The following is a 24,948-nucleotide window of genomic DNA, read 5'->3' on the forward strand; positions in this document are numbered from 1 at the left end:
AGCAGTCTCGGGCGGCGAGGTCAGATGATCTTCTGGCCGACGAGGTACTGGGCGATCTTGGTGCCGCCGTCGCCTTCGTCGGCGATCTTCTCGCCGGCGGTGCGGGGGGGCTTGGGGGTGGCGGAGGTGACCGCGGTGCCCGCGTTCCCGACACCCACGGTCGACGGATCGACGCCCAGGTCTTCCAGGGTCAGCGTCTGCACTTCCTTCTTCTTCGCGGCCATGATGCCCTTGAAGGAGGGGAAGCGCGGCTCGTTGATCTTCTCGGTGACCGAGACGATGGCCGGGAGGGAGGCTTCGAGCTTGAAGACGCCCTCGTCGGTCTCGCGCTCGCCGGTGATCTTGTCGCCGTCGACGGTGAGCTTGCGCAGGTGGGTCAGCTGCGGCAGGCCGAGGTACTCGGCGATGATCGCGGGGACCGCACCGGCGCGGCCGTCGGTGGCCTCGTTACCGGCGATGACCAGCTCGACGCCTTCGACCTGGCCCAGCGCGCTGGCCAGCACCCAGGCGGTCTGCACGGCGTCGGAGCCGTGGATCGCCGGGTCGTTGATGTGGATGGCCTTGTCGGCGCCCATGGACAGCGCCTTGCGGATGGCCTCGGTGGCGCGGTCCGGACCGGCGGCCAGCACGGTGACCTCGCCGCCCTGCGCCTCCTTGATCAGCAGCGCCTCTTCGACAGCGCGCTCGTTGATCTCGTCCAGGACGGCGTCGGCGGCTTCGCGATCGAGGGTGTAGTCACCATCGGTCAGCTTGCGCTCGGACCAGGTGTCAGGAACCTGCTTGATGAGTACGACGATGTTCGGCATCGGTCTTCGTCGACCTCCTGTTCTGGGGGCGTGTATCCGGTGGCCGCACGACCTGGGCCGTACGTCCAATTATTGAGCTCGGGCGTGACATTACCCTACGTTAAGTTACCCGTGGGTAACTTAGTCGCCTCGCTTCCACAACTGTCCTCCTCGTGTCCAGAACCACAACGCCCGGCCGCAGGTATCGGCCATTTTCGGCTCGGCTAACGTCAGTTGAATGAGCGAGGCTGTGATCCCTGCCGCACTATCGGACGATGCTGCGGACCCTGCTGTCGAACCGCTGCCGCTGACCGGCGAGCGCACCGTCCCCGGCATCGCCGAGGAGAACTACTGGTTCCGCAGGCACGAGATCGTCTACGCCCGCCTCCTGGAGCGTTGCGCCGGAAAGACCGTGCTGGAAGCCGGGTCCGGCGAGGGCTACGGCGCGGACATGATCGCCGGGGTCGCCGCCAAGGTGATCGGGCTGGACTACGACACCGGCGCCGTCGAGCACGTGCGGGCGCGCTACCCGCGGGTGGAGATGATCCAGGGCAACCTCGCCGACCTGCCACTGGAAGACGCCTCGGTCGATGTCGTGGTGAATTTCCAAGTGATCGAGCATCTTTGGGATCAGGGCCAGTTTCTGCGCGAGTGCCTGCGGGTGCTGCGGCCGGGCGGGGAGCTGCTGATCAGCACGCCGAACCGGATCACCTTCTCGCCGGGTCGCGATACGCCGCTGAATCCGTTCCACACCAGGGAACTCAACGCCGCCGAGCTCACCGAGCTGCTGGTGCAGGCCGGGTTCGAGGTGCGGGTGATGACCGGCGTGCACCACGGGCCGAGCCTGAAAGAGCTGGACGCCAAGCACGGTGGGTCGTTCATCGACGCGCAGATCGAGCGGGCGCTGGCCGGCGAGCCGTGGCCGGCCGAGCTGACCGCCGACGTCGCGGGCGTCACCATCGACGATTTCGCGATCTTCCCGGAGGACATCGACGGCAGCCTCGACCTGCTCGCCATCGCGGTGAAACCGGCGTGAAAGACCAAGTCCCGGGCCAGTTCTCGCTGGTGCTGCATTCCCATCTACCGTGGCTGGCCCATCACGGGCGGTGGCCGGTCGGCGAGGAATGGCTGTACCAATCCTGGGCCGCCACTTACCTTCCCGTCGTCGAGGTACTGAGAACCCTGGCCGCCGAGGGCCGTTCGCACCTGCTGAGTCTCGGGATCACCCCGGTGCTGGCGGCGCAGCTGGATGACCCGCACTGCCTCTCCGGCATGCACCACTGGCTGGGCAACTGGCAGCTGCGCGCCGACGAAGCCGCCATGGCGGGCAACGTCGCCCTGGGACGTCACGAACACCGGCTTGCCGCAACGGCTTTGGCGGAATTCGAGCAGCACTGGCGGCACGGGGCGGCGCCGGTGTGGCGGCAGCTCGTCGACGCCGAGACGATCGAGCTGCTCGGCGGGCCGCTGGCGCACCCGTTCCAGCCGCTGCTCGATTCCCGGATGCGCAAGTTCGAGCTGGCCGAGGGCCTGGCCGACGCCCGACATCGCTGGGGTCACACGCCCAGCGGAATCTGGGCGCCGGAGTGTGGTTTCACCCCCGGCATGGAGGTCGAATACGACGAAGCCGGTGTGACACATTTCATGGTCGACGGACCCTCCCTGCGCGGCGACAGCAGCCTCGGCCGGCCGGTTCGCGACTCCGATGTGGTCGCCTTCGGGCGGGATCTGCATGTCAGCTACCGGGTTTGGTCGCCGAAATCCGGCTACCCAGGCCACGGCGCCTACCGTGATTTCCATCACTATGATCACGCGACCGGACTCAAACCGGCGCGGGTGACCGGCAAGACCGTGGCAGGTCCGGACAAGGCTCCCTACGACCCCGAGCTCGCGGCCACGGCTGTGGTGCGCGATGCCGACGATTTCGTGCAGACCGTGCGCGAACGACTCCTCTCCGAGTCCGCGCGGATCGGGCGTCCGGCGCTGGTAGTGGCCGCTTTCGATACCGAATTGTTCGGGCACTGGTGGCACGAGGGGCCGCAGTGGCTGGCCCAGGTGCTGCGCAAACTGCCCGAAGCGGGCGTGCGGGTCGGCACCCTGGCCGATGCCCGGGCCAACGGCTATGTCGGGGAACCGGTACAGCTGGCCGACTCGTCCTGGGGCTCCGGCAAGGACTGGCGCGTGTGGGCCGGTGATCAAGTCCGTGACCTGGTCGAACTCAACGCGGACATCGTCCGGCTGAGCCTGGATACCGTCGACAAGATGCGGGCCGCCGAAACCGGTCCGGCGCTGCGGGATCCGGTCGCCGACCAGTTGCTGCGCGAAGCCATCCTCACCGTGCAGAGCGACTGGGCGTTCATGGTCTCCAAGGACTCCGCGGCCGGTTATGCCCGGGAACGCGCGCACCAGCATGCGCATGCCGTCCGGGAAATCGCGGCTGCCGTGGGCGCGGGCCAACTCGCCAAAGCGCACCAGTTGGCGGCAGGATGGGGTGCGGCCGACGGACTCTTCCCCGGACTGGATGCCAGACGACTCGGGAGACATGCGGGCAGCAGCTCTGCGGAACCAGGCTCCGCTTCAGAAGGAATTACATGAAAATCTTGATGGTGTCGTGGGAGTACCCGCCGGTCGTCGTCGGTGGGCTCGGTCGCCACGTGCATCACCTGGCTACCGAACTGGCCAGCGCCGGCCATGAGGTGGTCGTGCTCTCCCGCCGGCCCTCCGGCACCGACTCCGCGACCCACCCCACTCATTCCTTCGTCGCCGACGGCGTACTGGTGGTGGCGGTCGCGGAAGACCCGCCGTCCTTCGACTTCGGCGAAGACATGCTCGCCTGGACCCTGGCCATGGGCCACGCGATGGTGCGCGCCGGTGTCGCGCTCGGCAAGCCCGGCATCGGCGAGGGCTGGACCCCCGATGTGGTGCACGCCCACGACTGGCTGGTCGCGCACCCCGGTATCGCGCTGGCCGAGTACTACGACGTGCCGCTGGTCTCGACGATCCACGCCACCGAGGCCGGACGGCACAGCGGCTGGGTCGCGGGCAAGGTCAACAAGCAGGTCCATTCCGTCGAATGGTGGCTGACCAACGAATCCGACGCGCTGATCACCTGTTCGACCTCCATGCAGGACGAGGTGCAGCGGCTCTACGGTCCCGAGCGCATCCCGATGACGGTGATTCGCAACGGAATCGATGTGGGCGCCTGGGCTTTCCGGCCGCGCGCGCCCCGCAGCGGCCCGCCCCGGCTGCTCTACGTCGGCCGCCTCGAATACGAGAAGGGCGTCCAGGACGCGATCGCCGCGCTCCCTCGCATCCGCCGCGCACACCCGGGCACCACGCTGACGATCGCCGGTGTCGGCACCCAATTCGAATGGCTCCGCGAACGCGCCCGCGTGCACCGCGTCGCGCGCGCCGTGAACTTCGCCGGCCAGCTCGACCACTCCGAACTCCTCGGCTGGCTGCACGGCGCCGACGCCGTCGTGCTGCCCAGCCGCTACGAACCCTTCGGCATCGTCGCCCTCGAGGCCGCCGCCGCCGGCACCCCGCTGATCACCTCCACGGCAGGCGGTTTGGGTGAAGCGGTGATCGACGGCGTCACCGGCGCCTCCTTCGAACCCGCCGACGTCAACGGGCTCGTCGACGCCGTCTGCGCCACCCTGGACGACCCGGCCGCCGCGCAGTCCCGCGCCTACGCCGCGCGCGATCGCCTCACCGCGGACTTCTCCTGGGACGTGGTCGCGGCGGAAACCGCGCAGGTCTACCACTCGGCCAAGCGCCGCGTCCGCAATCCGCTCGGCCGCCCGGTCATCGTGGAACGCCCACTGCCGGAACGGGATCCGAACAACCCGATCTGAGCCGGACGCTCTACTGCAGGCCCTCCAGCTTCTTGACGATGCGCTGGACGGTGAGCCAGGTGCGGGTGGTGATGTCCTTGCCGTAGGTCTTGTCCAGCCAGGCCATGAAGTCCGGAGTCTTGCCGGGGTCGCTGTTGTCGACGATCGAGAGGAAGACGCGCGCGGGCTTGTCGAAGCCGACGACCTGGACCAGCGGGTCGGGCTGGTCGGGCAACTGCACGGGGACCGGGGTGCTGTCCTTGAGGAAAGTGGCGGTGAGATAGGTGCCGCGACCGTGGGTGAGGCCGGGGAAAGGGTCGCTGTCCAACAGCTTTCGCAGCTCCTTGTGGCTGCGAATGATGGTGCCGCCCGCGATGCCCAGTTCGGCCTTGAGGGCCTGCTGAATCTGCTGTTCCAGCGCGGGCACGTCGGTCTCGGAGCTGTGGAACACGATATTGCCGCTGGCCAGGACCGACGCCACCTTCTCGAAGCCGAGCTTTTCGAAGACGCCTCGCAGCTTGTCGTTGGTCATGTTCGGGAGGCTGGGCGCGATCCCGCGCAACAGCGCCGCGTATCCGGTCATGCGCCGACCGTACCCAACCCCACCGACGAACTAGGCCTGCTGGGTGATGCCATTTTTCTTACGCTCGATGTCTTCCAGGGCGGCAAGGTATTTGGCGCGTTCCTCCGCGCCCGCCTCCCAGGCGGCCTTGCGGTTCTTGACGACCTTGGCGGGGGCGCCGACGGCGATGCCGTAGTCGGGGATATCCCCCTTGACCACCGCATGCGCGCCGAGCACGCAACCGCGGCCGACGCGGGTCTCGCGCAGCACCGTCACCTTGGCGGCGATCCAGGTGTCCGGGCCGATGCGAACCGGGCTCTTCACGATGCCCTGATCCTTGATCGGCATGGTGATGTCGTCCATCCGGTGGTCGAAATCGCAGATGTAGCACCAGTCGGCGACCAGGGTGGATTCGCCGATCTCGATGTCGAGGTAGGTGTTGACGACGTTGTCCTTGCCGAACACCACCTTGTCGCCGATGCGCAGCGAGCCTTCATGGCAGCGGATGGCGTTGCCGTCACCGATGTGCACCCAGCGGCCGATCTCCATCCGGCCCAGCTCCGGGGTGGCGTGGATTTCCACGCGCTTGCCCAGGAACACCATGCCGCGCAACACGATGTGCGGGTTGGTCAGCTTGAACTTGAACAGACGGTAGTACCGGACCAGGTACCACGGCGTGTACGCGCGGTTGGCGAGCACCCAGCGCAGCGAGGCCATCGTCAGAAATCGCGCCTGCTGCGGATCCCGGCGGCGCGAACCCGCCCACCGCGAGCGCAACGGTGCGCCCCACATGCTCGTCACGAACCGTCTCCCGTCGAGTTCCGCAGGGCTGAGCCCTGCGATGTCCATCGGCTGACAGCTTAATGGGGTGCGGGTCAGGCCCTATCAGCTACCGACTACTCTTGCGTGCGGCCATCGACCCGAGGGGAGAAAACCAGGTGCGTACGCGATCCCGGATGCATGCGATGGCCGTGCTCGCGGCCCTCGGCGCGATGACGGTGACCAGTTGCGGCACCGACGTCGACGACATCGAAGTCGGCTCGGGATCGGGTTGGCCCGCCGCCCACCACGACGCCCGCAACGGCGGCGTCACCTCCGTGGTCGGGGCCCGCAAAATGGCGCTGAGCTGGACTCGCCCCGTCGGCGGGCCGATCGAGGAGCCCGTCACCCTCGGCCCCAAGGGGCAGATGTTCCTCACCACCCGCACCCCGAACAACTGCGCGCTGCTCTCGCTGCAGATGCCCACCGGGCGCAAGCGGTTCTGTAACCAGCTGGGCCCCAACGCGATCAGCTCGCCCTCGGTGGTCGACGGCGCCGCCAATGTCTACGCCGGCGACGACGGCGGGGTGAACTCGCTCAACTATCTCGGCCAGCCGCGCTGGCGCACACCGGTTGCCGGTGTGCCGGTCTCGGTGCAGTTCACCGGCGACGGGAACCTGCTGACGGTCACCCAGTCCGGTCAGGTCGACGTGCTCAGCCGCCAGACCGGCGCGCGCGTCGTCTCCACGCTGCAGCTGCTCGGCGAGCCCGATTTCCTCGCGCATCCGGATCTGACCCGCCCGGCCTCCGGCCAGGGCCTCGAGGACTGCGGCACCGGCGGCCCGTACTGCCCGGTCGCCAACATCTCCGCCGTCGACCAAGCCAGCGGCCGCTTCTACCTGACGCTGTGGAAGCCCGGCGCGCCGACCGCCGCGCTGGTCGCGATGCGGTACCACGACAACCGGATTCAGCAGGAGTGGAGCGCGGAGCTGCTGTCCGAGGGCAGCGCCACCAGCCCCACCCTGTCCGCGGACGGCAAGACCGTCTACGTCGGCGACAACAGCAACCGGTTGATCGCGATCGACGCCGCGGACGGCCGCACCAAGTGGGTGCACAACCTGGAATGGGCGCCCCGGTACGGCATTTCGGTGTCCAACGACGGCTTGATCATTCCCGCCGGTGACGACGGTTACCTGGTGGCCCTGCGGGACAAGGGTGAGACCGCCGAGATCGCCTGGGAGCGTAAAGATCTCGTACTGCGTGGCACGCCGGTGCAGGCGGCGGGTGGGATCGGGTACACCACCGCAGCCATCGGCGACGGGCTCAACCTCATCACCTTCGATACCAAGACCGGTGCCACCGAGGACTCGGATCCGCTGCCCGGGGCCAAGGGCAGCACCACCGGAACTTCGGTCGGGGCCGAGGGCGAAGTTGTCGTGGCTACCCGGATCGGCGAAGTCTTCACCTTCGAACCGGAGCAGTGAGGTCCACCGCGCCGGTCAGGATGACGAGGACGTCCGGTGCGCGGTGCACAGGAATGCGGTGCCGGTGCGGCCGATTCGGGTGAGCACCAGCGTGTAGGGCTGGGTGCCACGGAGTTTCAGGCGCTTACGCAAGGCGTCCGGGTCGACGTCGACGCCGCGGACGAGGATTTCCAGGGCACCGCAGTCGCGGCGGGCCAATTCCTGGCGGAGCGATTTCTCGCGCAGTTCGAGGCGATCGATGATGCGGAAGCCACGCAGGCCGTCGGGGACGCGATCGCCGGTGAGGTAGGCGATCTGCGGATCCAGTTGCCAGAGGCCATGTTTCGCAGCGTAATGGCGAACCAGGCCCGCGCGGACGATCGCGCCGTCGGGATCGATGATCCAGTCGCCGGGTTCGCGTTCCGGGATGTCGTCGGGCTCAGCGTCGGTCAGGACGACAGCATCGCCGGAGGACGACAAGACGGTGGCACGGCGGGTTACGCCCGGTTCGGTGAGACCAGGCGACCACAGACAGGCTTCGCGGACCGCCCCGTCCAGCGAGACCACTTCGATCTCCCCCGCCCAGTCCAGACTGTCGAAATCCAGTCCCGGAGCGCACTTTACGGCGATATCGCGGCCAGCATAGGCGGCGAGGAGATCCGGCAGCGGAGGTTGCAGCTTGGCCGGGTCGTGAGTTCGGCGGCCGTCGGCACGGCGGGCCGGATCGGCAACGACAACGGTGTCGCGGCTGATCGGGACCAACGCATCCGCTTTGGCCACCAACACGTTTCGTTTGGCAAGTGGTTGCGCAACCTCAGCGATGCGCGCACCGTCGGCCATGCGCGCACCGTCGGCCGCGTACCCGTCGTCGGCCGTGCGCCCGTCGTCGGCCGTGCGCCCGTCGTCGGCCGTGCGCCCGTCGTCGGCCGTGCGCCCGTCGTTAGCTGAGCTGACAGGGAACGAATCCTGGTCAGCGGCGACGGGTTCCAGCCGCGCGGTGGTCGAATGGGCCAGGTTGTGGGCGGCCATCAACAGCCGCACATCGTCGAGGTCGCTGCCGATGACCGACGAGCAAACGCGGGCCAGCTCGGCCAATTCTGCACCGATGGAACAGGTTACGTCGTGCACGGCGCGTCCGGCCAAGCGCTGCGCCCTGGCCCGCGCTACCAGCGACGGTGTGGCCTGTTGCAGCGCGTCATCGGTGAACAGCCACTCCCCCGCATCGAGGAGTTTCGCTGTTGCCTTGCGGCGCAATCGAACTGTGTCGATCAGCGCTGCAGTAAGGGCCCCGTGGTCGCGGCGCACCCGCCCGATGTCGCGCAGGTGCGTCGCGGGGGTGAGCTCCAGCCGGTCCACCTCCGCCAGCGCGGCGGTACCGGCCGCGCTGGTCAGGAAGGCGACGTCGTCGCGGCTGAAGCCGTATCCCACTACTTGGCCGCGGTGCCCGGCTTCACGCCGGTGATCATCGCGTTGTAGAAGAACTGGCGCGGCACGACATGGCGCAGCACCTTCTCGTCCAGCTTGCTGAGCGCCAGCCAGGCCTTGTACTGGGCCAGGCGGTAGCGCATGGTCAGCTTCTCGTCGGGCACCGCGGCTTCGAAGGTGCGCACCGGCCAGCCCCACAGGGCGGCGGCGAACTCTTCGGTCGTGGCCTTCACATCGACCGCACCGGCCGAGCTGGCCATCGCTTCGAGCTCGCGCGGGTCGAAGGTGTGCAGGTCGACGACCGCCTCCAGCGCCGCGGCCCGCGAGGACTCGTCGAGCTCGGTCTGCGGGCGCCGCCAACCGGCCAGGAACGGCAGCTTGGTGATCTCGGTGGTGACTTTCCAGGTGGCCTGGCCGAGCCGGCGCGCGTAGAGGTTGCCGATGGTGGTCGGTTCGCCCGCGAACACGAAGCGGCCGCCCGGCTTGAGCACCCGCAGGCACTCCTTGAGCGCTAGCTCCACATCGGGGATGTGGTGCAGTACGGCGTGGCCGCAGACCAGGTCGAAGGTGTCGTCCTCGTACGGGATGGTCTCGGCGTCGGCGACGCGGCCGTCCACGTCCAGGCCCAGGTGCTCGGCGTTGCGCAGCGCGACCTTGACCATGCCCGGAGACAGGTCGGTGACCGACCCGGACTTGGCGACGCCACCCTGCATCAGGTTCAGCAGGAAGAAACCGGTACCGCAACCCAGCTCGAGCGCCTTGTCGTACGGCAGCGGAGCCGGGCCGACCGCGGCGTCGAACCGGCCGCGGGCGTATTCGATGCAGCGCTCGTCATAGGAAATGGACCATTTGTCGTCGTAGGTCTCGGCTTCCCAGTCGTGATAGAGGACCTGGGCGAGCTTCGTATCCTTGAGCGCTGCTTCGACCTCGGCCTCGGTGGCGTGCGGGTTCGGCGCGGGGTCGTCGGGGCGTACCGTCATAGCGGGTTAGCCTACCCAAATCCCCAGATCGGGCCAGCAATCGGGCCACCGATTGAGATCGATCTGGACAACTGGCCGGATTGAAACGTGTTCCTATCTGCGGGTCTGCGTGCGCGGACGGTATGCAGATCGTGCAGTTCGCGGGCCGAAGTTGCCGACTCTGCGCGGAAACTCAGAAAAATGCACAGTCTGCATACATCAGCGACCGACGAAGGTGGCGGAGCCAGGACCGTCGACAAGGTTCGACTTCGTCCCGATGCGAGCATCCTCGGTCGTGAAGAGGTCGGCCCATTCGGTGCGGGCGCGATCCAGGCCGTGCGGGCCTGCTTCGAAGACGGCCTTGGCGGCCGCGAGGGCTCGGGTCGGGCCGTCGGTGAACTGGTTCGCCCAGCGCATGGCGGCGTTGAAGACGTCGTCCGGGGCGACGACCTCGTCGACCAGGCCGAGTTCCTTCGCCTCGTCCGGCTCGACGAAACGGCCGGTGTAGACCAGGTCTTTGGCCGGACCCGGGCCGATGAGCAAGGACAGGCGGCGGATGCCGGCGAGCGGGATGAGACCGGACTTGATCTGCGGCAGACCGAGTTTCACGTTGTCGCCGATGATCCGGCGGTCTGCGCCGAGCGCGAGTTCCAGACCGCTGCCCAGGCAGTAGCCGCTGATCGCGGCGACCGTCGGCTGCGGGACCTTGGCCAGTGCGCCAAGGCCCGCCTGCACGTCAGCGGCCATCGCGGCGGCCTGTGCCGGGCTCAGCTCGGACAGTTCGGCGAGCTCGTCACCGGCCGAGAACACCCGCTCGTCGCCGTACACGACCAGGGCCGCGACCCGGGGATCCGCCGCCACGGCAGCCGCGGCCGCCGCCACCTCGCGCACCAGCTGCACGCTGACCCGATTCATCGGCGGGCGGTTCATCCGCAGCACGGCCACACCACGCGCGGCGTCGTCAGCGGGCAGCTCGAGGGTCACGAATTCGGCCATGGGACGCACGCTACCGCCCGCCGCTCACAACCCTGTCATCACGGACTACGCGCATCCCGCGACAAGAGCCGTCGCGCGCGGTACAACGGCGTTGATGACCATCACCATTCGGCCCACGCAGCCGCTACAGCACGACGCCGACGGCGCCACCTCCCGCGCCTACGACGTGTGCGTGAACCGCAGGCGCGTCGGCCTGATCCGGATCGCCACCATGCCGCGCTACGGGCCCGGCGTCGGCACGATCCGCGCGCTGCGCATCGACGAGGCCGAGCGGCGCAAAGGACGCGGGGCAATCGCCGTACTCGCCGCCGAGGAGGTGTTGCAGGAATGGGGCTGCACCCAGGTGACGGTAACCGTCCCGGCCGACGCTGCCGCGGGGCTCCGCCTGAGCACCGCCCTCGGGTATCGCGAACGCAGCCGGAACATGGTCAAACAACTCCCGGCCGAACCGCCCGCACTGCCCGCCGGCGCCGCTGCGCGACCGATGACGGAAGCCGAGTTCGTGCCGTGGCAACGGGCCGAACTCGCTGAATACACCCAGGATTGGATCGACCGAGGCCTCACGCCCGAGCAGGCCCGCGCCAAAGCCGAGGCCGACGACCGGGACAACCTGCCCGAGGGCCTCGCCACCCCGGACACCTGGTTCCGGGTGCTCGAATACGAGGGAACCGTTGTCGGCCACGTCTGGGTGGCGCGCTCGAACGAAACCCGGGCATTCGTCTACGACGTGAAAGTCGCTGCGGAACACCGCGGTAGCGGCCATGGCCGGTCGCTGATGCTGCTCGCCGAATGGGTAGCGCTCACAGCCGGGGCAACCACCCTCGGGTTGCACGTATTCGCTGGAAACACTCCGGCGCTACGGCTATACGAGTCCCTGGGCTACGAGGTAACCCAATACAGCCGCTACAAACCGCTGGTCTGAGCGTGCCCACCCCGAGCAGCTACTTCCCGGCGGCGGCGGCGCCTTCCTCGGTGCTAAATCGCGATCTTCCAAGTCTGAGCGACTATTCGAGTCAGCGACGCTGATTGTCGCTCGGACTTGGAAGGAAGCGCATGTCACACTCGGGCGGATTACTCCATGCGCTCCCGCGCTCCCGATGCGCCGCAAATGTGGAGCGACCTGCGGCCGGTCGCCAAATCGGGCGCAGCCGGGCGCTGGGGCGCACGGCGGGGACCAAGCCGGTCTCGGTCGGCCGCGCCGTGAGCGCCCCGGTTGCCTCCCAGCCGACTCGTCGACCGCAGGGCCGCCGGCTCAATTGCGCAGGGAGCCACGCAGTTTGCTCTGGTCCGGGAGGCCGGAAAAGTAGCGCTTGTTGTCCGGGAACGTCAGGACGTGCGCGCCGTCGACCTGGGTCAGCACCGGCATGATCGGGTCGATGACGACGTCGGCGGCGAGAATCTCGGCGGTGGAACCGAATCGGTTCAGGGCGTCGAGCTGAGCCCACGTCGGTGGCAGCAGGATGTCCTCGCCCGCGCGCCAGCGGTCCAGGGCCTGGGCCGGGGTGCGCCACTGGACCTCGGCAGCCTCGGTGGTGGCGCCGTCCGCGAGCTGGCCCTCGGGGAGGACCGCTACGAAGAAGTGGGTGTCGTAGCGCCGCTGCTCGACGACCGGGGTGATCCAATTCGCCCACGGGCGCAGCAGATCCGCGCGCAGGACGAGGTTCGACGCGGCCAGGAACGCGGCCAGCGAGAGCTCGCGACGCTCCAGCTTGCCGCGAGCCTCGCGATACTCGGTGGTGTCGGAGACGACGGTGTCCGCGGTCGGGCCCGCCAGCAGCACGCCGCATTCCTCGAAGGTCTCGCGGACCGCCGCGCACACCAGCGCCTTGGCCCGCTCCTCGGTGGTCGCGAACCGCGCTGCCCACCAAGCGGGTTCGGGACCCGCCCAAGCGATGTCGGCGGTGCCGTCGGACGGGTCGACGCCGCCGCCGGGGAACACCGTCATACCGGCGGCGAAGGCCATGGCCCCGACGCGGCGCTGCAGGAACACCTCGGGACCCGCGGCGCTGTCGCGGACGAGCATCACCGTCGACGCGTCCTTGGTCGGCACAGCCTCAGTCTTGTCACTCACGTTTGCACCCTAACGCGTGCTTGGTGACCGGGATCTCAGCGGTGGCGGTGCCTGCCCGCGCGCCGGGCCCTGCGCGCGAAATAGCGCCCGTCCACCCGGTCCAGCGCGATCGACTGCCGGAACGCGTCACTGAGGTTCTCGGCGGTGAGCACATCGCTCAACAGCCCTTGCGCGACCACCTCGCCCTCGTTGAGCAGCATCCCGTGCGTGAAGCCCTGCGGGATCTCCTCCACGTGATGGGTGACCAGCACCATGGCCGGTGCGTCCGGGTCCGCCGCGAGATCGCCGAGACGTTCCACCAGTTCCTCGCGGCCGCCGAGGTCCAGGCCCGCGGCCGGCTCGTCGAGCAGCAGCAGTTCCGGGTCGGTCATCAGAGCGCGTGCGATGAGCACCCGCTTGCGCTCGCCCTCGGACAGCGTGCCGTAGGTGCGGTCGGAAAGGTGTTCGGCGCCCAGGCTTTCCAGCATGTCGATGGCGCGGTCGGTGTCGACATCGTCGTAGCGTTCGCGCCAACGCCCGACTACGGCGTAACCGGCCGACATCACCAGATCGCTGACCTTCTCTTCCTTCGGCACCCGGGATGCGATGGCGGCGGAGGAGAGTCCGATGCGTGGACGAAGTTCGGAGACATCGGTTTTGCCGAGTATCTCGCCGAGCAGATTGGCCTGGCCCGAAGTGGGGTGGACTTCGGCGGCGGCCATACGGAGCAGTGAGGTCTTGCCCGCGCCGTTGGGTCCGAGGACGACCCAGCGTTCGTCGAGCTCGACCTGCCAGGTGACCGGACCGACCAGGGTATGGCCTGAGCGTCGGACGGTCACATCGGTGAAATCAATGAGCAGATCGGGATCCGGTTGCGGCACGCGCTCCATCTTGGACCAAATGCGCCGGCGATGTCTGACCGACCCACACCGGGCGGGCCGAGCGCGGCATTCGGTTGCGCAGTCCATGCATGATGCGGGCCCGGGCAGTCGGGCGACCCTGACGCGGACGATCGGCGGGCGGGGTGGTCCGGAACATCCGGGCGACGAGCAGCGCCAGCGGAAGTGACAACCCCACCCACCCGATAAGAATCAGCATCAGCATGGTCATGATGACTTGTCCTCCGAACCAGCATGGGCCGCAACTAGCGTAGGTGCTGCCCCTGTCCCGTGAAATTTACCCAGATTCGCGCGCGCCACACTCGACGTTCCGGGGATAAATCGGACAAAACTCCGAAAATAGCCTGGATACCGGGGTTTACGTCCGTGATTCCCAAGCCTCGGCAGGGATCGCTATGACAGTCAGCGAACCCGGAGCGACTTCGGTGAATCCCGCATCTCGTACCGCCACCGCCGTACCGGCGGTCACTCTGGCCGACAACTCCCGCCACTGTTCGGCGCCGGCTTCGCGCACCGTGCAGTGGAATTCGCTGTCGGCCCAGCGTCTGACCAGATCCTCGGGCAGCGCGCCCGCAAGCAACATGCTGGCGTGCCCCACCTGCGCGGCGGCCTTGCCAAGGGTCATCTCCAGGGCCGAATTGACCCACAGCACCGGCAGATCCGGATCGGCGGGACCGGGCTCGTCGTGCTCGAGATCCGTGCCGCCGATCTGCAAACGTTTGATCCGCGGATCGACCTCGCTCACCGCGCTCGGTACGAACGCCCGGGCCTGCGCACCGCCGACCTCGACGGTGACGCCGTCCACCTCGTTCGCGGCCAGCCATTGCGCCCCGCGGGCGCGGCGGGCCACCTTGCGGATCCGCGACCGCTTCCAGGTGAGATACCGCTCTTCCCAGGGACCTTCGGGACCGACCCGCCGGTCCATGCACAGCGCGACCACCGCGGTCGCCGCGGCCGCCAGCAGGACACTGCGCGGCGGCGGATCCGCCTTGGGCAGATGCAGCACCATCTGCATGGCCTGCACCTGATCCGGATCGGCCGGATCGCCCGCGCCACCGTAACCACGCGCCAGCTCCGCGTGCCGGACGCCGAAATCCAGGTCCGGCGTTGGCAGTTCGGTATCTACCCCACCCGTCTCCGGGAAACTCATCACACCACCACTAGCACCAAAGTAAATGTCTTCGACGGTTCCACACCTTGCTCCCAGGGCCGCTTGTATTCCATCCGCAGCTCGGTGACTCCCGCGGCATTGCCGACAAAGGTCCACACCTCGGTCCCCGGCGTACCAGGCATAACCGGCTGATCGGAGACATATTCCTTTTCGCTGACCTGCCGCACCACATTCTGGTCGAGCGCCGTCAACTGCCAGCCGTAGCCGGTGGACGGGTTCGAGCCCAGCCGCACCACCAGCTGCTGCCCGGTGCTCAGCTTGCGCTCCTGGCCGTTGTCGGCATCCGTGACCGTCACCGTACCTCCTTGCGGCACAGGCGTTCCCGATGTGCCGCTGGTAACCGGCGCCGAGGTCACCGGCGGAGCCGAGGAGTGACCAGCGTGTTCGTCACCGGTGTCGGTACCGCACGCGGCGACCGTCAGACCGAGCAGCAGTATCACCAGGGATTTCCGCACCACGTCTCCGTCCGCCGAATGACCAACTCGCCCAAGCCTACCGCCGCGAGCATCGAGTAACCGCTGGGCAACCCGTCGATCGGGCCGTGTCGGAGCTTCCTCAGGTATCGGCTCGAGTACCGACGAGCGGCACCCGGCGAACCCCGCCGTCGCGCGCGTCCGCGGCTTCCACTTCGTCACGAGTAACGCCGAGGATGAACAGCACCGCGTCCAGGTAGGGGTGCGACAGGGCCGCGTCGGCGACCTCACGCAGGGCGGGCTTGGCATTGAACGCCACACCCAGCCCCGCCGCGTTCAGCATGTCGATGTCGTTGGCACCGTCACCGACCGCGACGGTCTGCTCCATCGGCACGCCCGCCTCGGCCGCGAACTTGCGCAGCGCGGTGGCCTTGAAAGCGCGGTCGACGATCTCGCCGACGACCCGGCCGGTGAGTTTGCCGTCCTTGATCTCCAAGGTGTTGGCCTGGACGAAGTCCAGTTCCAGTTCGTGGGCGAGGGGTTCGATCACCTGACGGAACCCACCGGAGACCACGCCACAGCGGAAACCGATGCGACGCAGGGTGCGAATGGTCGTGCGGGCGCCCGGGGTCAGCTCGATCCGCTCGGCGACCTCCTCGATCACCGATTCGTCCAAGCCCTCCAGGGTCGCCACGCGCTGGCGCAGCGATTCGGCGAAGTCGATCTCGCCGCGCATCGCCGCCTCGGTGACCTGGCGGACCTCTTCCTCGACACCGGCGTGCGCGGCCAGCATCTCGATGACCTCACCCTGGATCAGCGTGGAGTCGACATCGAACACGATGAGCCGCTTGGCCCGCCGCGCCAGACCGGCCCGTTCCACCGCGACGTCGACCTGCTCGGCGACGGCCACCTCGGCCAGCGCCGTGCGCAGCCGCGAATCGGTGTCCGCCCCGGTGTCGGTCGCGGTGACGAGCAGTTCCATGCCGGTGACCGGGTAGTCGGCGATCCCGCGGATGGTGTCGATGTTCGCGCCGAGCGTGGCCAGCTGCCGCGACACCTCGCTGAACGCGCGCGCGGTGACCGGCGCGCCGAGGATGACCACCGCGTGCGTCGACATCGGCTGCCGGCCGATAGCCGCGCCGACCTCCACGTCGACATGCATGCCGACGGTGTTCATCGCCTCTTCGAGTTCGTCCTGCAGCGCCTCGGGATCGCTCGGACACGTGACGAGCACGCCCAGGGTGAGCCGGCCGCGGATCACGACCTGCTCCACATCGAGCAGGCTCACCCGATGCCGCGACATCGCCGCGAGCAGCACGGACGTCACGCCCGGCCGGTCGGGTCCGGTGACGGTGACGAGAACGGTGGTGTCAGCCAAGTCCTGCTCCATATTTGTTTGCCCTCCCTGTGCTGCGTCGCCGTTGTCGCGGACCTAAAGGGGCGTAACCAGGTCTTCAAACACGTGTGCACCCGCTGATGACCAGCAGGTGCACACGTAGTCGTCGTGAATACTACTTAGTTGCTACCGCGTCCTCGGTGACCGCGTGCGAGTGCTTGCCCGAGCCCCAGCCCACGTGCGCCTCGGCGCGCATGCGCTCGACCATGTGCGGGTAGTGCAGCTCGAACGCGGGACGCTCGGAGCGGATGCGCGGCAGCTCGTAGAAGTTGTGCCGCGGCGGCGGGCAGGTGGTGGCCCACTCCAGCGAGTTGCCGTAACCCCACGGGTCGTCCACGGTGACAACCTCACCGTAGCGGTAGCTCTTGAAGACGTTCCAGACGAACGGCAGCATCGAGGCGCCCAGGATGAACGCGCCGATCGTGGAGATCGTGTTCAGCGCGGTGAACCCGTCCGAGGGCAGGTAGTCGGCGTAGCGACGCGGCATGCCCTCGGCGCCCAGCCAGTGCTGCACCAGGAAGGTGGTGTGGAAGCCGACGAAGGTGGTCCAGAAGTGCCACTTGCCGAGGCGCTCGTCCATCATCCGGCCGGTCATCTTCGGGAACCAGAAGTAGATGCCCGCGAAGGTGGCGAACACGATGGTGCCGAAGAGCACGTAGTGGAAGTGCGCGACCACGAAGTACGAGTCGGTGACGTGGAAGTCCAGCGGCGGCGAAGCCAGGATGACACCCGACAGACCACCGAAGAGGAAGGTCACCAGGAAGCCGATCGACCACAGCATCGGCGTCTCGAACGTCAACTGACCTCGCCACATGGTGCCGATCCAGTTGAAGAACTTCACACCGGTCGGAACCGCGATCAAGAAGGTCATGAACGAGAAGTACGGCAGCAGCACGGCGCCGGTGGCGTACATGTGGTGCGCCCACACCGCGATGGACAGGGCGGCGATACCGAGCGTCGCGTAGACCAGCGTGGTGTATCCGAAGATCGGCTTGCGCGAGAACACCGGGTAGATCTCGGAGACGATGCCGAAGAACGGCAGCGCGATGATGTACACCTCGGGGTGGCCGAAGAACCAGAACAGGTGCTGCCAGAGCAGGACGCCGCCGGTGGCCGGGTCGTAGATGTGACCACCCAGGTGGCGGTCCACGGCCAGACCCATCAGGGCGGCGGTCAGCAGCGGGAACGCCAGCAGGACAAGGACGCTGGTGACGGCGATGTTCCAGGTGAAGATCGGCATCCGGAACATGGTCATACCGGGGGCGCGCAAAACCACCACGGTGGTGAGCATGTTGACACCACCGAGGATGGTGCCCAGACCGGACACGGCCAGACCCATGATCCACAGGTCACCACCGACGCCGGGCGAGTGCACGATGTCGGTCAGCGGCGAGTAGGCCGTCCAGCCGAAGTCGGCCGCGCCGCCCGGGGTGATGAAGCCCGCCGTGGCCATGGTCGCGCCGAACAGGTACAGCCAGTAGCTGAACGCGTTCAGGCGCGGGAAGGCGACGTCGGGGGCACCGATCTGCAGCGGCAGAATGATATTGGCGAAGCCGAAGACGATGGCCGTCGCGTAGAACAGCAGCATGATGGTGCCGTGCATGGTGAACAGCTGGTTGAACTGTTCGGCCGACAGGAACTGCATGCCGGGGCGGGCGAGCTCGGTGCGCATGAGCAGCGCCATGAGACCGCCGATCATGAAGAACGTCATCGCGGTAGTCAGGTACATGACACCGAGGACCTTCGGGTCGGTCGTGGTGACCGCCTTGTAGATGAACGAACCCTTCGGCCCGGTCCGAGCCGGATACGGCCGAGTCGCTTCCAACTGGACTGGCTGGGGCTCTACCGCAGTCACTGATCCTCCTGAACTTCGGAACGAACGACAGTTCGCTTGCGCTCCTGAGATCGTAAACCGTGCTGCGACAGGCATCCGCACGGGTCCTACGTTGTGTCGTATTCGACGAGCCGAGGGCCGTCGTCTCGCTGTTGTGTGCTGAGCGTTCGCACCTCGTCTGGCGTGCGACGATGAATCCTGGCCACCCGCGTCGTCTCTATCCGCAGAGAGTGTTCCACCACTTGATAGGAGATTGCGCCAATGACTCACCCCAAGCCCGGCGACCCCGTCTGGGTCGATGTGTTCACCGCCGACCCAGACGCGAGCATCGCCTTCTACACCGAGCTTTTCGGCTGGACCGCCGAACGCGCCGACGAGGAATTCGGCGGATACATCACCTTCCGCAAAGACGGCAAGGCCGTCGCGGGCGGCATGGGCAAGATGAACGCCGAGACGGACGGCCCTGATCAATGGACCGTCTACCTGGCCTCCTCCGATGCCCGCGCCACCGCCGAGAAGGCGAAGGCGCACGGCGCCGACATCGTCGTTCCGCCCATGGACGTCGCCGATCTGGGCGTGATGGCGGTGCTCGGAGATCCGGGCGGCGCGGGCGTCGGCATCTGGCAGGCCGGCACGTTCGGCGGTATCGAGACCGCCGCGCTGGTCGAGGGCGGCAAGTGGACCGATGCCGAGGGCGCGCCCTCCTGGTTCGAACTGCACACCCGCGACTACCAGCGCGCTCTGGACTTCTACCGCGAGGTGTTCGACTGGAACGACATCTTCGCCATGCCGGAGGCGCCCGGATTCCGCTACAGCACCATTCATTCGACCAGCCCGATGCTGGGCGGGGTGATGGATGCCACGGAGTTCCTGCCCGAGGGGCAGCCCGCGTCCTGGTCGGTGTACTTCGGCGCCGACGATGTCGACAAGGCGGTCGCGCGGGTCGTCGAACTCGGCGGCAGCGTGGTTTCGCCGCCGATGGATACCCCGTACGGCCGCATGGCCACGGTCGCCGACGTGACCGGCGCCCGCTTCAACCTCGGCGGCGACGCGGCCTGAACAGTCGCCGGTCGCGCACGGGTCTGTGGTGCGCGACCGGTGCCATTCCGGGCCCATGTACCCTCTCCGGCATGCCGGTGAGCGTCTTGGATCGCACCCGAAATCGCAGTCGCACCTTGGTGTTGTGCGCCGTGGCCGTCGTCGCCCTGGTCGCGGGCTGCAGCAAAGCGGACGACGCCAGTTCGATCGTCCGCACCACCACGAACATCGCCGGAGCGGGCGTGGTCGGGTTGGAACGCGACACCGCCAAGGCCTGCCCGCTGCCCAGCGCTCCCGATCAGGCGGGCGGCACCCGCAGCGTCACCCACGCCGCCGGCGTCTCGCAGGTATCGGCCGATCCGCAGCGCATCGTGGTGCTGTCCACGGCTGCGCTGGACGCGGCGTGCGCGCTCGGGCTCTGGGAGCGCGTCGTCGGCGCGGTCACCATCGACGGTCCGCGCCCGCAACCGCAGTACCTCGGCTACGGCGTGGTGCAGATCCCGGCCGTCGGTTCGGCCGCCCAGCCCGATCTCGCCAAGATCGCCGAACTGCGCCCCGATGTGATTCTCGGCGAAAGTCCGGATGCCGCTGCCGGTTTCGCCGGACTCCAGCAGATCGCTCCCACCGTCCTGGTCGGCACCGACGGCGGCTGGCAAGCCGAATTCCTCGGTTACGCATCAGGTTTGGGCCGGGCGACCGCCGCCGAGCAGGCCCTCGCCGACTATCGCGTCGAGGCCGCGAACACCGGCAACGAGATCGCCGCCAACCAGAGCCAGGCCTCCGTGGTGCGTTTCACGTCGGGCACCGTCCAGATCCAGGGCACCGACAGCTTCGCCGGACAGGTGCTCGCCGACGCGGGCGTGCAGCGGCCCACCGCGCAGCGCGCCGCCTCCTTCGACGTACCGCTTGCCGATCTCGAACCGGTCGAGGGCGACGTCGTCTACGTCATGTTCGATGGCAAGGACGGAAAGACCTTCGGCGAGAAGACCCTTCGCTCCGACGAGTTCAAGGACCTCAGCGCGGCCACGGACAAGCGGGTGTTCGCGGCCGAGGACTCGGTCTGGCACGGCAATGGCGTCACCGCCGCGCGGGCGCTGCTCACCGACCTGCGAAACACGTTGAACGGGTACGTCACCGACTGAGGTCCGCGGCGATCTGCCACAGTGTCGGTATGGAGATCGTGACCTCACTGCCCGCCGACACGGGGCTGTCACAGGTCGCGCAGCGTATCCGGCGGATCGAGGAGCTCGGGTGCGACACGGTGCACGTCTCGGAGACGGTGCACGATCCGTTCGCGGTGTGCGCGCTCGCGGCCGAGCACAGCAGTCGGCTGACCGTGCGCACCAGCATGGTGGTGGCGTTCCCGCGCAGCCCGATGATCACCGCCTGTGCCGCTTGGGATCTCGCGCGCTTCTCCGATGGGCGGTTCCAGCTCGGGATCGCCTCCCAGGTGCGCGGCAATATCGTCGGCCGCTTCGCCATGCCGTGGACCGATCCGGTGGCGCAGCTCGGCGATTACGCCGACAGCCTGCGCGCCATCTTCGACGCGTTCCAGCACGGGACACCGCTGGATCATCGCGGTAGTCACTACACCTTTACGCGGCTGCAGCCGTTCTTCAATCCCGGACCGCTCGCAGTTCCCGCGCCGACCGTGTGGCTCGGCGGCGTCAACAACCGCATGTGTGAACTCGCGGGCGCGGTCGCCGACGGATTCGTCGCACACCCCACGGGATCGCACCCGCTTTCGCTGACCGAGCAGGTGTTGCCCGCGCTGCACGCGGGTGCGAAATCCAGAGGTCGGGGCCTGCCTCGAATTGTCGTGGTGCCCAAGGTGATTGCCGGACGCGACGAGCCCACGGTCGCCCGCGCGCGGCAGACGATCCGCAAGGAACTCGCCTTCCTCTACTCGACCCCCGCCTACCGCGGCACCCTCGACCGCCTCGGGCTCGGCGACACCGCGACCGCCCTCGCGGCCGCGGCCCAGGCCAAGCGGTGGGATCAGTTGCCGGAACTGCTCACCGACGAGATGGTGGCCCGGCTGGTTCCGCAAGCCACCTACGCGGATCTTCCGGACGTGCTCGAGCAGTGGTATCAGGGTCTGTGCCAGGGGATTTCGCTGGAACCCCCACAGGATCCGGCGGACGACGCGGAGTTCCGCGCCATGCTGGACCGCATCCGCGCGATCGACTGACCTAACGCTCCAGCCGCTGCGCCAAAGCGGTGCGCAGCACCGCGAGCGTGCCCCGCACAGCCAAACCGGCCGCGACCAAGGGTGCGAACAGCAGCCACGGCGAGCGCCGGTGGTAATCACAGTAGAAGCGCAGCGCACTGCGGTGATGCGTGCGCACCTTACGGAAGGGGGCGTGGCGCATGCTGCCGCCCTCGCGGTGGCGGATCTCCACGCTCGGGTCCAGCACCACCCGCCAACCGGCGCGGTGCATGTCCAGCGCCATCTTCGTTTCCTCGAAGTAGAGGAAGTAGCGGGAGTCCATGCCGTCGACGGAATCGAAGGCGCCGCGCCGGAACAGCATGCAGCAGCCCGAAATCCAGTCGACGTCGCTGGGGGTGGTGACGGGATCGCCGAAGTAGGCGCGCGTCGCGGGGTTACCGGGCCACACGCCGCCGAGCACCGCGTGGGCGACGCCGATCAGGAGCGAGGGGAAGCGGCGGCCGCTCGGGTACGGCGAGCCGTCCAACCGGGCGATACGTGGCCCGATCATCCCGATGCGATAGTCGGCTCGCGCCGTTTCGACCAGTGCGGCGATCGAGCCGGGGCTGAGCTGGGTGTCGGGGTTGGCAACCAGCAGCCATTCGGCGTCGGTCTCGGCCGCGCCCTGATTGATCGCCGCCGACAACCCGACATTCTCGCTGTTGCGGATCGCCCGGCCGCCGAACTCCTCGACGATGTCGGCGCTGCCGTCGGTCGAGGTGTTGTCCACGCAGATCACCTCGAGCGTGTACGGCTCGACCGCCGCGGGCAGCGACTCCAGAAAAGGCGGTAGATCCTCGGCGGACTGGTACGTCACGAGGATCAGGCCAACCGTTTTATCGTCGCGGTGCGGCATGCCGGCGAACCTATCATTCCGACTTGCTGAGGCTGACTTCCCGTTCCGCGGGCTCCGCGGCCGGACGGGAGAGGGCGCTCGGCCACCAGATCTTGTCGCCGATATCGAGGGTGAGGGCGGTTACCAGGATCGAGCGGACGATCACTGTGTCCAGCAGCACGCCGACGGCGATGAGGATGCCCATCTGGGCGAAGGTGACGACCGGCATGGTGGCGAACACCGCGAACGTGCCCGCGAGGACCAGTCCCGCGGAGGTAATGACGCCGCCGGTGGCCGAGAGGCCGATGAGGGCGCCCGCACGGGTGCGGTGTTTGCCGGCTTCCTCGTGCACCCGGGACATCAGGAAGATGTTGTAGTCGATGCCCAGCGCGACCAGGAAGACGAAGGCGATCAGCGGGAGGCCCGCGTCGGCGCCCTCGAAGCCGGCGAGGTCCCAGATCCAGCGGCTCAGGCCGAGGGCGGCGAAATAGGACAGGACCACGGTGGCGGTCAGCAGGACGGGCGCGAGGATCGAGCGCAGCAGCAGCATCAGGATGACCATCACGATGACGAGCACCACCGGGCCGATCGCCCGGTTGTCCTGTGCGACGGCGCGTTTGATGTCGAGCACGGTCGCGGTCTGGCCGCCGACCTTGGCGTCCGGGTCGGCGGCGTGCACGGCGGCGCGGGCCTTGTCGATGGTGACGTCGGCGGCGCGGCTGTCCGGTGGGTCGGCGAGGGTGCCCTCCAGGTAGAACAGTCCATCCTTACTCACCGGTTCGGTGGTCGTGGTGATGCCGGGCGTGGATTTCAGCGCCGCGGTGATCGCCTCGGACCGGGCCGCCTGTCCGATGACGATCACCGGGTTGCCGGTGCCGGCTTCGAAATGCCGTTCCAGGACTTCGGTTCCGTCGACCGCCTCGGAGGCGCCGACGAAGGAGTCCTTGTTGGCGATGCCGTTGGCTTCCAGGCCGGTCGCGCCCAGCGCCAGCGCGCCGAGGGCCAGCGCGGTGCCGATCCATACGATGCGCGGGCGGCCCGCGATGAACTGGCCCACCTTGGCCCACATGCCGGATTCGGTATGGTCGGCGGTGCCGTAACCGGGGTGGCGCGGCCAGAAGATCCAGCGTCCGGCGATGACCAGCAGGGCTGGCAGCAGCGTCAGCATCGCGAGCAGGGCCACCGCGACGCCGATGGCGCAGACCGGGCCGATGCCCCGGGTCGAATTCATCTCCGCGACAAGCAGAGCGAGCATCGCGACGATCACCGTCGCCCCGCTGGCGACCACTGCGGGGCCGGCACGGTGCAGCGCGACCGCCATCGCCTCGTGCCGATCCTCGTGGCGGCGTAGCTCTTCCCGATAGCGCGCGATCAGGAGTAGCGCGTAGTCGGTGCCCGCGCCGAAGACGAGCACGGTGAGGATGCCCTGGCTCTGCGCGTTCATGGTGAGGCCGAGCTGCGTCGCCCCGTAAACCGCGGCCTGCGAGACCGCCAGTGCGAAACCCGCTGCGAGCAACGGCAATATCCACAGCATGGGCCCGTAGGTGAGCAGCAGGATGACCACGACCACCGCGGCGGCGGAGTAGAGCAGCAAGCCGTCGATGCCCTCGAAGGCCTCGCCGAATTCCGCGCCGTAGCCCGCGGGTCCGGTGGCGTGGAAGGACAATCCGTCCGGCCGCTCGCCCGCCGCGGCCTTGATGTCCGCAACGGCCGGGGTCAGCCGGCTCCAGCCTGCCGTGCCCATGTCGATCGGGGCCAGCACTTCCACAGCCTGGCTGTCCTGCGACTGGATCGGCCCGATCACCTTGTCGGCCACGATGTGCTCGACCTGCTTGAAGCGGGCGGTGTCGGCGGCGATCGCCGCCCGGTCGGCGTCGGTGATGCCGCTGGTGCGTTCGTAGACGAGTACGACCGGTACGTGTTCGCTGTTGCCGAAAGTCTCTGCGAGCTTGAAGGCTTGGGTGGATTCGGCGCTGTCGGGCAGCCAGTTGACGCTTTCGTTCTCCTGGGCCCCGGTGAGTTTGCCCGCGAACGAACCCAGGGCGAGCAGTGCGATGATCCACACACCGAGCACCACCCATTTGCTCCGGCGACCGCTCGGAATCCGCGCGATTCTGCCGAGCAGATCCGTCATATCGGGATCGGTTGGTGCGGGCATCACAGTCCCCCTCGGTGCTGCGTACGGCCCGATCTTACGGGTGGAATCCGACATTTCCCGGCCGTCGTCTACCCACCTTTACGGCTGCCCCAGGCGCTGCCGCGGGTTCGGCAAATCGCGAGGCGGCGCACCGACCACCTCCCCGCTCCGGACGCCGCGAACC

The 24,948-nt window shown here is 68.0% G+C and carries 23 protein-coding genes; 9 read left to right on the forward strand and 14 right to left on the reverse strand.

Translation table 11 applies throughout. From position 1 onward, the window contains the following. Positions 1–20: 20 nt before the first annotated feature. Complete coding sequence (locus IBX22_RS08980; protein ID WP_194814838.1) at positions 21–806, reverse strand: electron transfer flavoprotein subunit beta/FixA family protein; 786 nt, start codon at positions 804–806, stop codon at positions 21–23. A 217-nt stretch (positions 807–1,023) separates the two neighbouring features. Here IBX22_RS08980 and IBX22_RS08985 point away from each other — a divergent pair, with 217 nt between their 5' ends. From IBX22_RS08985 to IBX22_RS08995, 3 genes are read left to right on the forward strand one after another with little or no spacing between them, the layout of a single operon-like run. Continuing rightward, entirely contained in the window at positions 1,024–1,821 is a 798-nt protein-coding gene (locus IBX22_RS08985; RefSeq protein ID WP_194814839.1) for a bifunctional 2-polyprenyl-6-hydroxyphenol methylase/3-demethylubiquinol 3-O-methyltransferase UbiG, read from the forward strand. Beyond that, a complete protein-coding gene (locus IBX22_RS08990) occupies positions 1,818–3,380 on the forward strand; it encodes a glycoside hydrolase family 57 protein (RefSeq protein ID WP_194814840.1) in 1,563 nt (520 codons plus the stop codon). Before IBX22_RS08985 ends, IBX22_RS08990 begins: the two co-directional genes overlap by 4 nt. After that, positions 3,377–4,639 (forward strand): glycosyltransferase family 4 protein, encoded by a 1,263-nt coding sequence (locus tag IBX22_RS08995; RefSeq protein WP_194814841.1) that lies wholly within the window; start codon positions 3,377–3,379, stop codon positions 4,637–4,639. Before IBX22_RS08990 ends, IBX22_RS08995 begins: the two co-directional genes overlap by 4 nt. 10 nt (positions 4,640–4,649) lie before the next feature. On the opposite strand, the gene IBX22_RS09000 is transcribed toward IBX22_RS08995, so the two are convergent. Together IBX22_RS09000 and IBX22_RS09005 are read right to left on the reverse strand one after the other, a co-directional pair. Beyond that, on the reverse strand, positions 4,650–5,201 hold the full coding sequence (locus tag IBX22_RS09000; protein ID WP_194814842.1) for a DUF1697 domain-containing protein: 552 nt from the start codon (positions 5,199–5,201) through the stop codon (positions 4,650–4,652). A gap of 30 nt (positions 5,202–5,231) precedes the next feature. Next, a complete protein-coding gene (locus IBX22_RS09005; protein WP_194815696.1) occupies positions 5,232–5,981 on the reverse strand; it encodes an acyltransferase in 750 nt (249 codons plus the stop codon). A gap of 137 nt (positions 5,982–6,118) precedes the next feature. Between IBX22_RS09005 and IBX22_RS09010 the strand changes: the two genes are divergently transcribed. Next, entirely contained in the window at positions 6,119–7,423 is a 1,305-nt protein-coding gene (locus IBX22_RS09010; protein WP_309234498.1) for a PQQ-binding-like beta-propeller repeat protein, read from the forward strand. A gap of 15 nt (positions 7,424–7,438) precedes the next feature. On the opposite strand, the gene IBX22_RS09015 is transcribed toward IBX22_RS09010, so the two are convergent. The 3 genes from IBX22_RS09015 to IBX22_RS09025 all read right to left on the reverse strand — a co-directional run bounded on the left by IBX22_RS09015 (position 7,439) and on the right by IBX22_RS09025 (position 10,782). Continuing rightward, positions 7,439–8,830 carry a class I SAM-dependent methyltransferase gene (locus IBX22_RS09015; protein WP_194814843.1) on the reverse strand — a complete coding sequence of 464 codons (1,392 nt, stop codon included), beginning with the start codon at positions 8,828–8,830 and terminating at the stop codon, positions 7,439–7,441. After that, positions 8,830–9,807 (reverse strand): class I SAM-dependent methyltransferase, encoded by a 978-nt coding sequence (locus IBX22_RS09020; RefSeq protein WP_194814844.1) that lies wholly within the window; start codon positions 9,805–9,807, stop codon positions 8,830–8,832. Before IBX22_RS09020 ends, IBX22_RS09015 begins: the two co-directional genes overlap by 1 nt. 198 nt (positions 9,808–10,005) lie before the next feature. Beyond that, positions 10,006–10,782: an enoyl-CoA hydratase-related protein gene (locus tag IBX22_RS09025; RefSeq protein ID WP_194814845.1), complete on the reverse strand. Its 777-nt coding sequence runs from the start codon at positions 10,780–10,782 to the stop codon at positions 10,006–10,008. 94 nt (positions 10,783–10,876) lie between these two features. On the opposite strand from IBX22_RS09025, the gene IBX22_RS09030 reads away from it, so the two are divergent. Next, entirely contained in the window at positions 10,877–11,704 is an 828-nt protein-coding gene (locus tag IBX22_RS09030) for a GNAT family N-acetyltransferase (RefSeq protein WP_194814846.1), read from the forward strand. Positions 11,705–12,034: 330 nt separating this feature from the next. Here IBX22_RS09030 and IBX22_RS09035 read toward each other — a convergent pair whose 3' ends face one another. The 4 genes from IBX22_RS09035 to IBX22_RS09050 all read right to left on the reverse strand — a co-directional run bounded on the left by IBX22_RS09035 (position 12,035) and on the right by IBX22_RS09050 (position 15,198). Continuing rightward, entirely contained in the window at positions 12,035–12,805 is a 771-nt protein-coding gene (locus IBX22_RS09035) for an NUDIX domain-containing protein (protein ID WP_194815698.1), read from the reverse strand. A gap of 83 nt (positions 12,806–12,888) precedes the next feature. Beyond that, a complete protein-coding gene (locus IBX22_RS09040; protein ID WP_194814847.1) occupies positions 12,889–13,722 on the reverse strand; it encodes an ABC transporter ATP-binding protein in 834 nt (277 codons plus the stop codon). Between the two features lie 367 nt (positions 13,723–14,089). Continuing rightward, positions 14,090–14,881 carry an aminoacyl-tRNA hydrolase gene (locus IBX22_RS09045; protein WP_194814848.1) on the reverse strand — a complete coding sequence of 264 codons (792 nt, stop codon included), beginning with the start codon at positions 14,879–14,881 and terminating at the stop codon, positions 14,090–14,092. Further along, entirely contained in the window at positions 14,881–15,198 is a 318-nt protein-coding gene (locus tag IBX22_RS09050) for a protease inhibitor I42 family protein (protein ID WP_194814849.1), read from the reverse strand. Before IBX22_RS09050 ends, IBX22_RS09045 begins: the two co-directional genes overlap by 1 nt. Before the next feature lie 75 nt (positions 15,199–15,273). Between IBX22_RS09050 and IBX22_RS09055 the strand changes: the two genes are divergently transcribed. Continuing rightward, entirely contained in the window at positions 15,274–15,417 is a 144-nt protein-coding gene (locus tag IBX22_RS09055) for a hypothetical protein (protein ID WP_194814850.1), read from the forward strand. A gap of 40 nt (positions 15,418–15,457) precedes the next feature. Here the strand turns inward: IBX22_RS09055 and serB are convergent, their stop codons facing one another. Continuing rightward, positions 15,458–16,705 carry a phosphoserine phosphatase SerB gene (gene serB / locus IBX22_RS09060; RefSeq protein WP_194814851.1) on the reverse strand — a complete coding sequence of 416 codons (1,248 nt, stop codon included), beginning with the start codon at positions 16,703–16,705 and terminating at the stop codon, positions 15,458–15,460. Between the two features lie 121 nt (positions 16,706–16,826). Beyond that, positions 16,827–18,566 carry a cytochrome c oxidase subunit I gene (gene ctaD / locus IBX22_RS09065; RefSeq protein WP_194814852.1) on the reverse strand — a complete coding sequence of 580 codons (1,740 nt, stop codon included), beginning with the start codon at positions 18,564–18,566 and terminating at the stop codon, positions 16,827–16,829. Between the two features lie 240 nt (positions 18,567–18,806). Here ctaD and IBX22_RS09070 point away from each other — a divergent pair, with 240 nt between their 5' ends. The 3 genes from IBX22_RS09070 (at position 18,807) to IBX22_RS09080 (ending at position 21,774) form a co-directional block, all read left to right on the forward strand. Further along, entirely contained in the window at positions 18,807–19,604 is a 798-nt protein-coding gene (locus IBX22_RS09070) for a VOC family protein (RefSeq protein ID WP_194814853.1), read from the forward strand. Positions 19,605–19,675: 71 nt separating this feature from the next. Beyond that, positions 19,676–20,725: an ABC transporter substrate-binding protein gene (locus IBX22_RS09075; protein WP_194814854.1), complete on the forward strand. Its 1,050-nt coding sequence runs from the start codon at positions 19,676–19,678 to the stop codon at positions 20,723–20,725. A gap of 29 nt (positions 20,726–20,754) precedes the next feature. Next, on the forward strand, positions 20,755–21,774 hold the full coding sequence (locus IBX22_RS09080; RefSeq protein ID WP_194814855.1) for a TIGR03617 family F420-dependent LLM class oxidoreductase: 1,020 nt from the start codon (positions 20,755–20,757) through the stop codon (positions 21,772–21,774). Between the two features lies 1 nt (position 21,775). Here IBX22_RS09080 and IBX22_RS09085 read toward each other — a convergent pair whose 3' ends face one another. Both IBX22_RS09085 and IBX22_RS09090 read right to left on the reverse strand, forming a co-directional pair. Next, positions 21,776–22,648: a glycosyltransferase family 2 protein gene (locus IBX22_RS09085; RefSeq protein ID WP_194814856.1), complete on the reverse strand. Its 873-nt coding sequence runs from the start codon at positions 22,646–22,648 to the stop codon at positions 21,776–21,778. 13 nt (positions 22,649–22,661) lie between these two features. After that, positions 22,662–24,785 carry an MMPL family transporter gene (locus IBX22_RS09090; protein WP_194814857.1) on the reverse strand — a complete coding sequence of 708 codons (2,124 nt, stop codon included), beginning with the start codon at positions 24,783–24,785 and terminating at the stop codon, positions 22,662–22,664. Positions 24,786–24,948 lie beyond the last annotated feature (163 nt).

Source organism: Nocardia sp. XZ_19_385, from assembly GCF_015355755.1.
Classification (GTDB): domain Bacteria; phylum Actinomycetota; class Actinomycetes; order Mycobacteriales; family Mycobacteriaceae; genus Nocardia.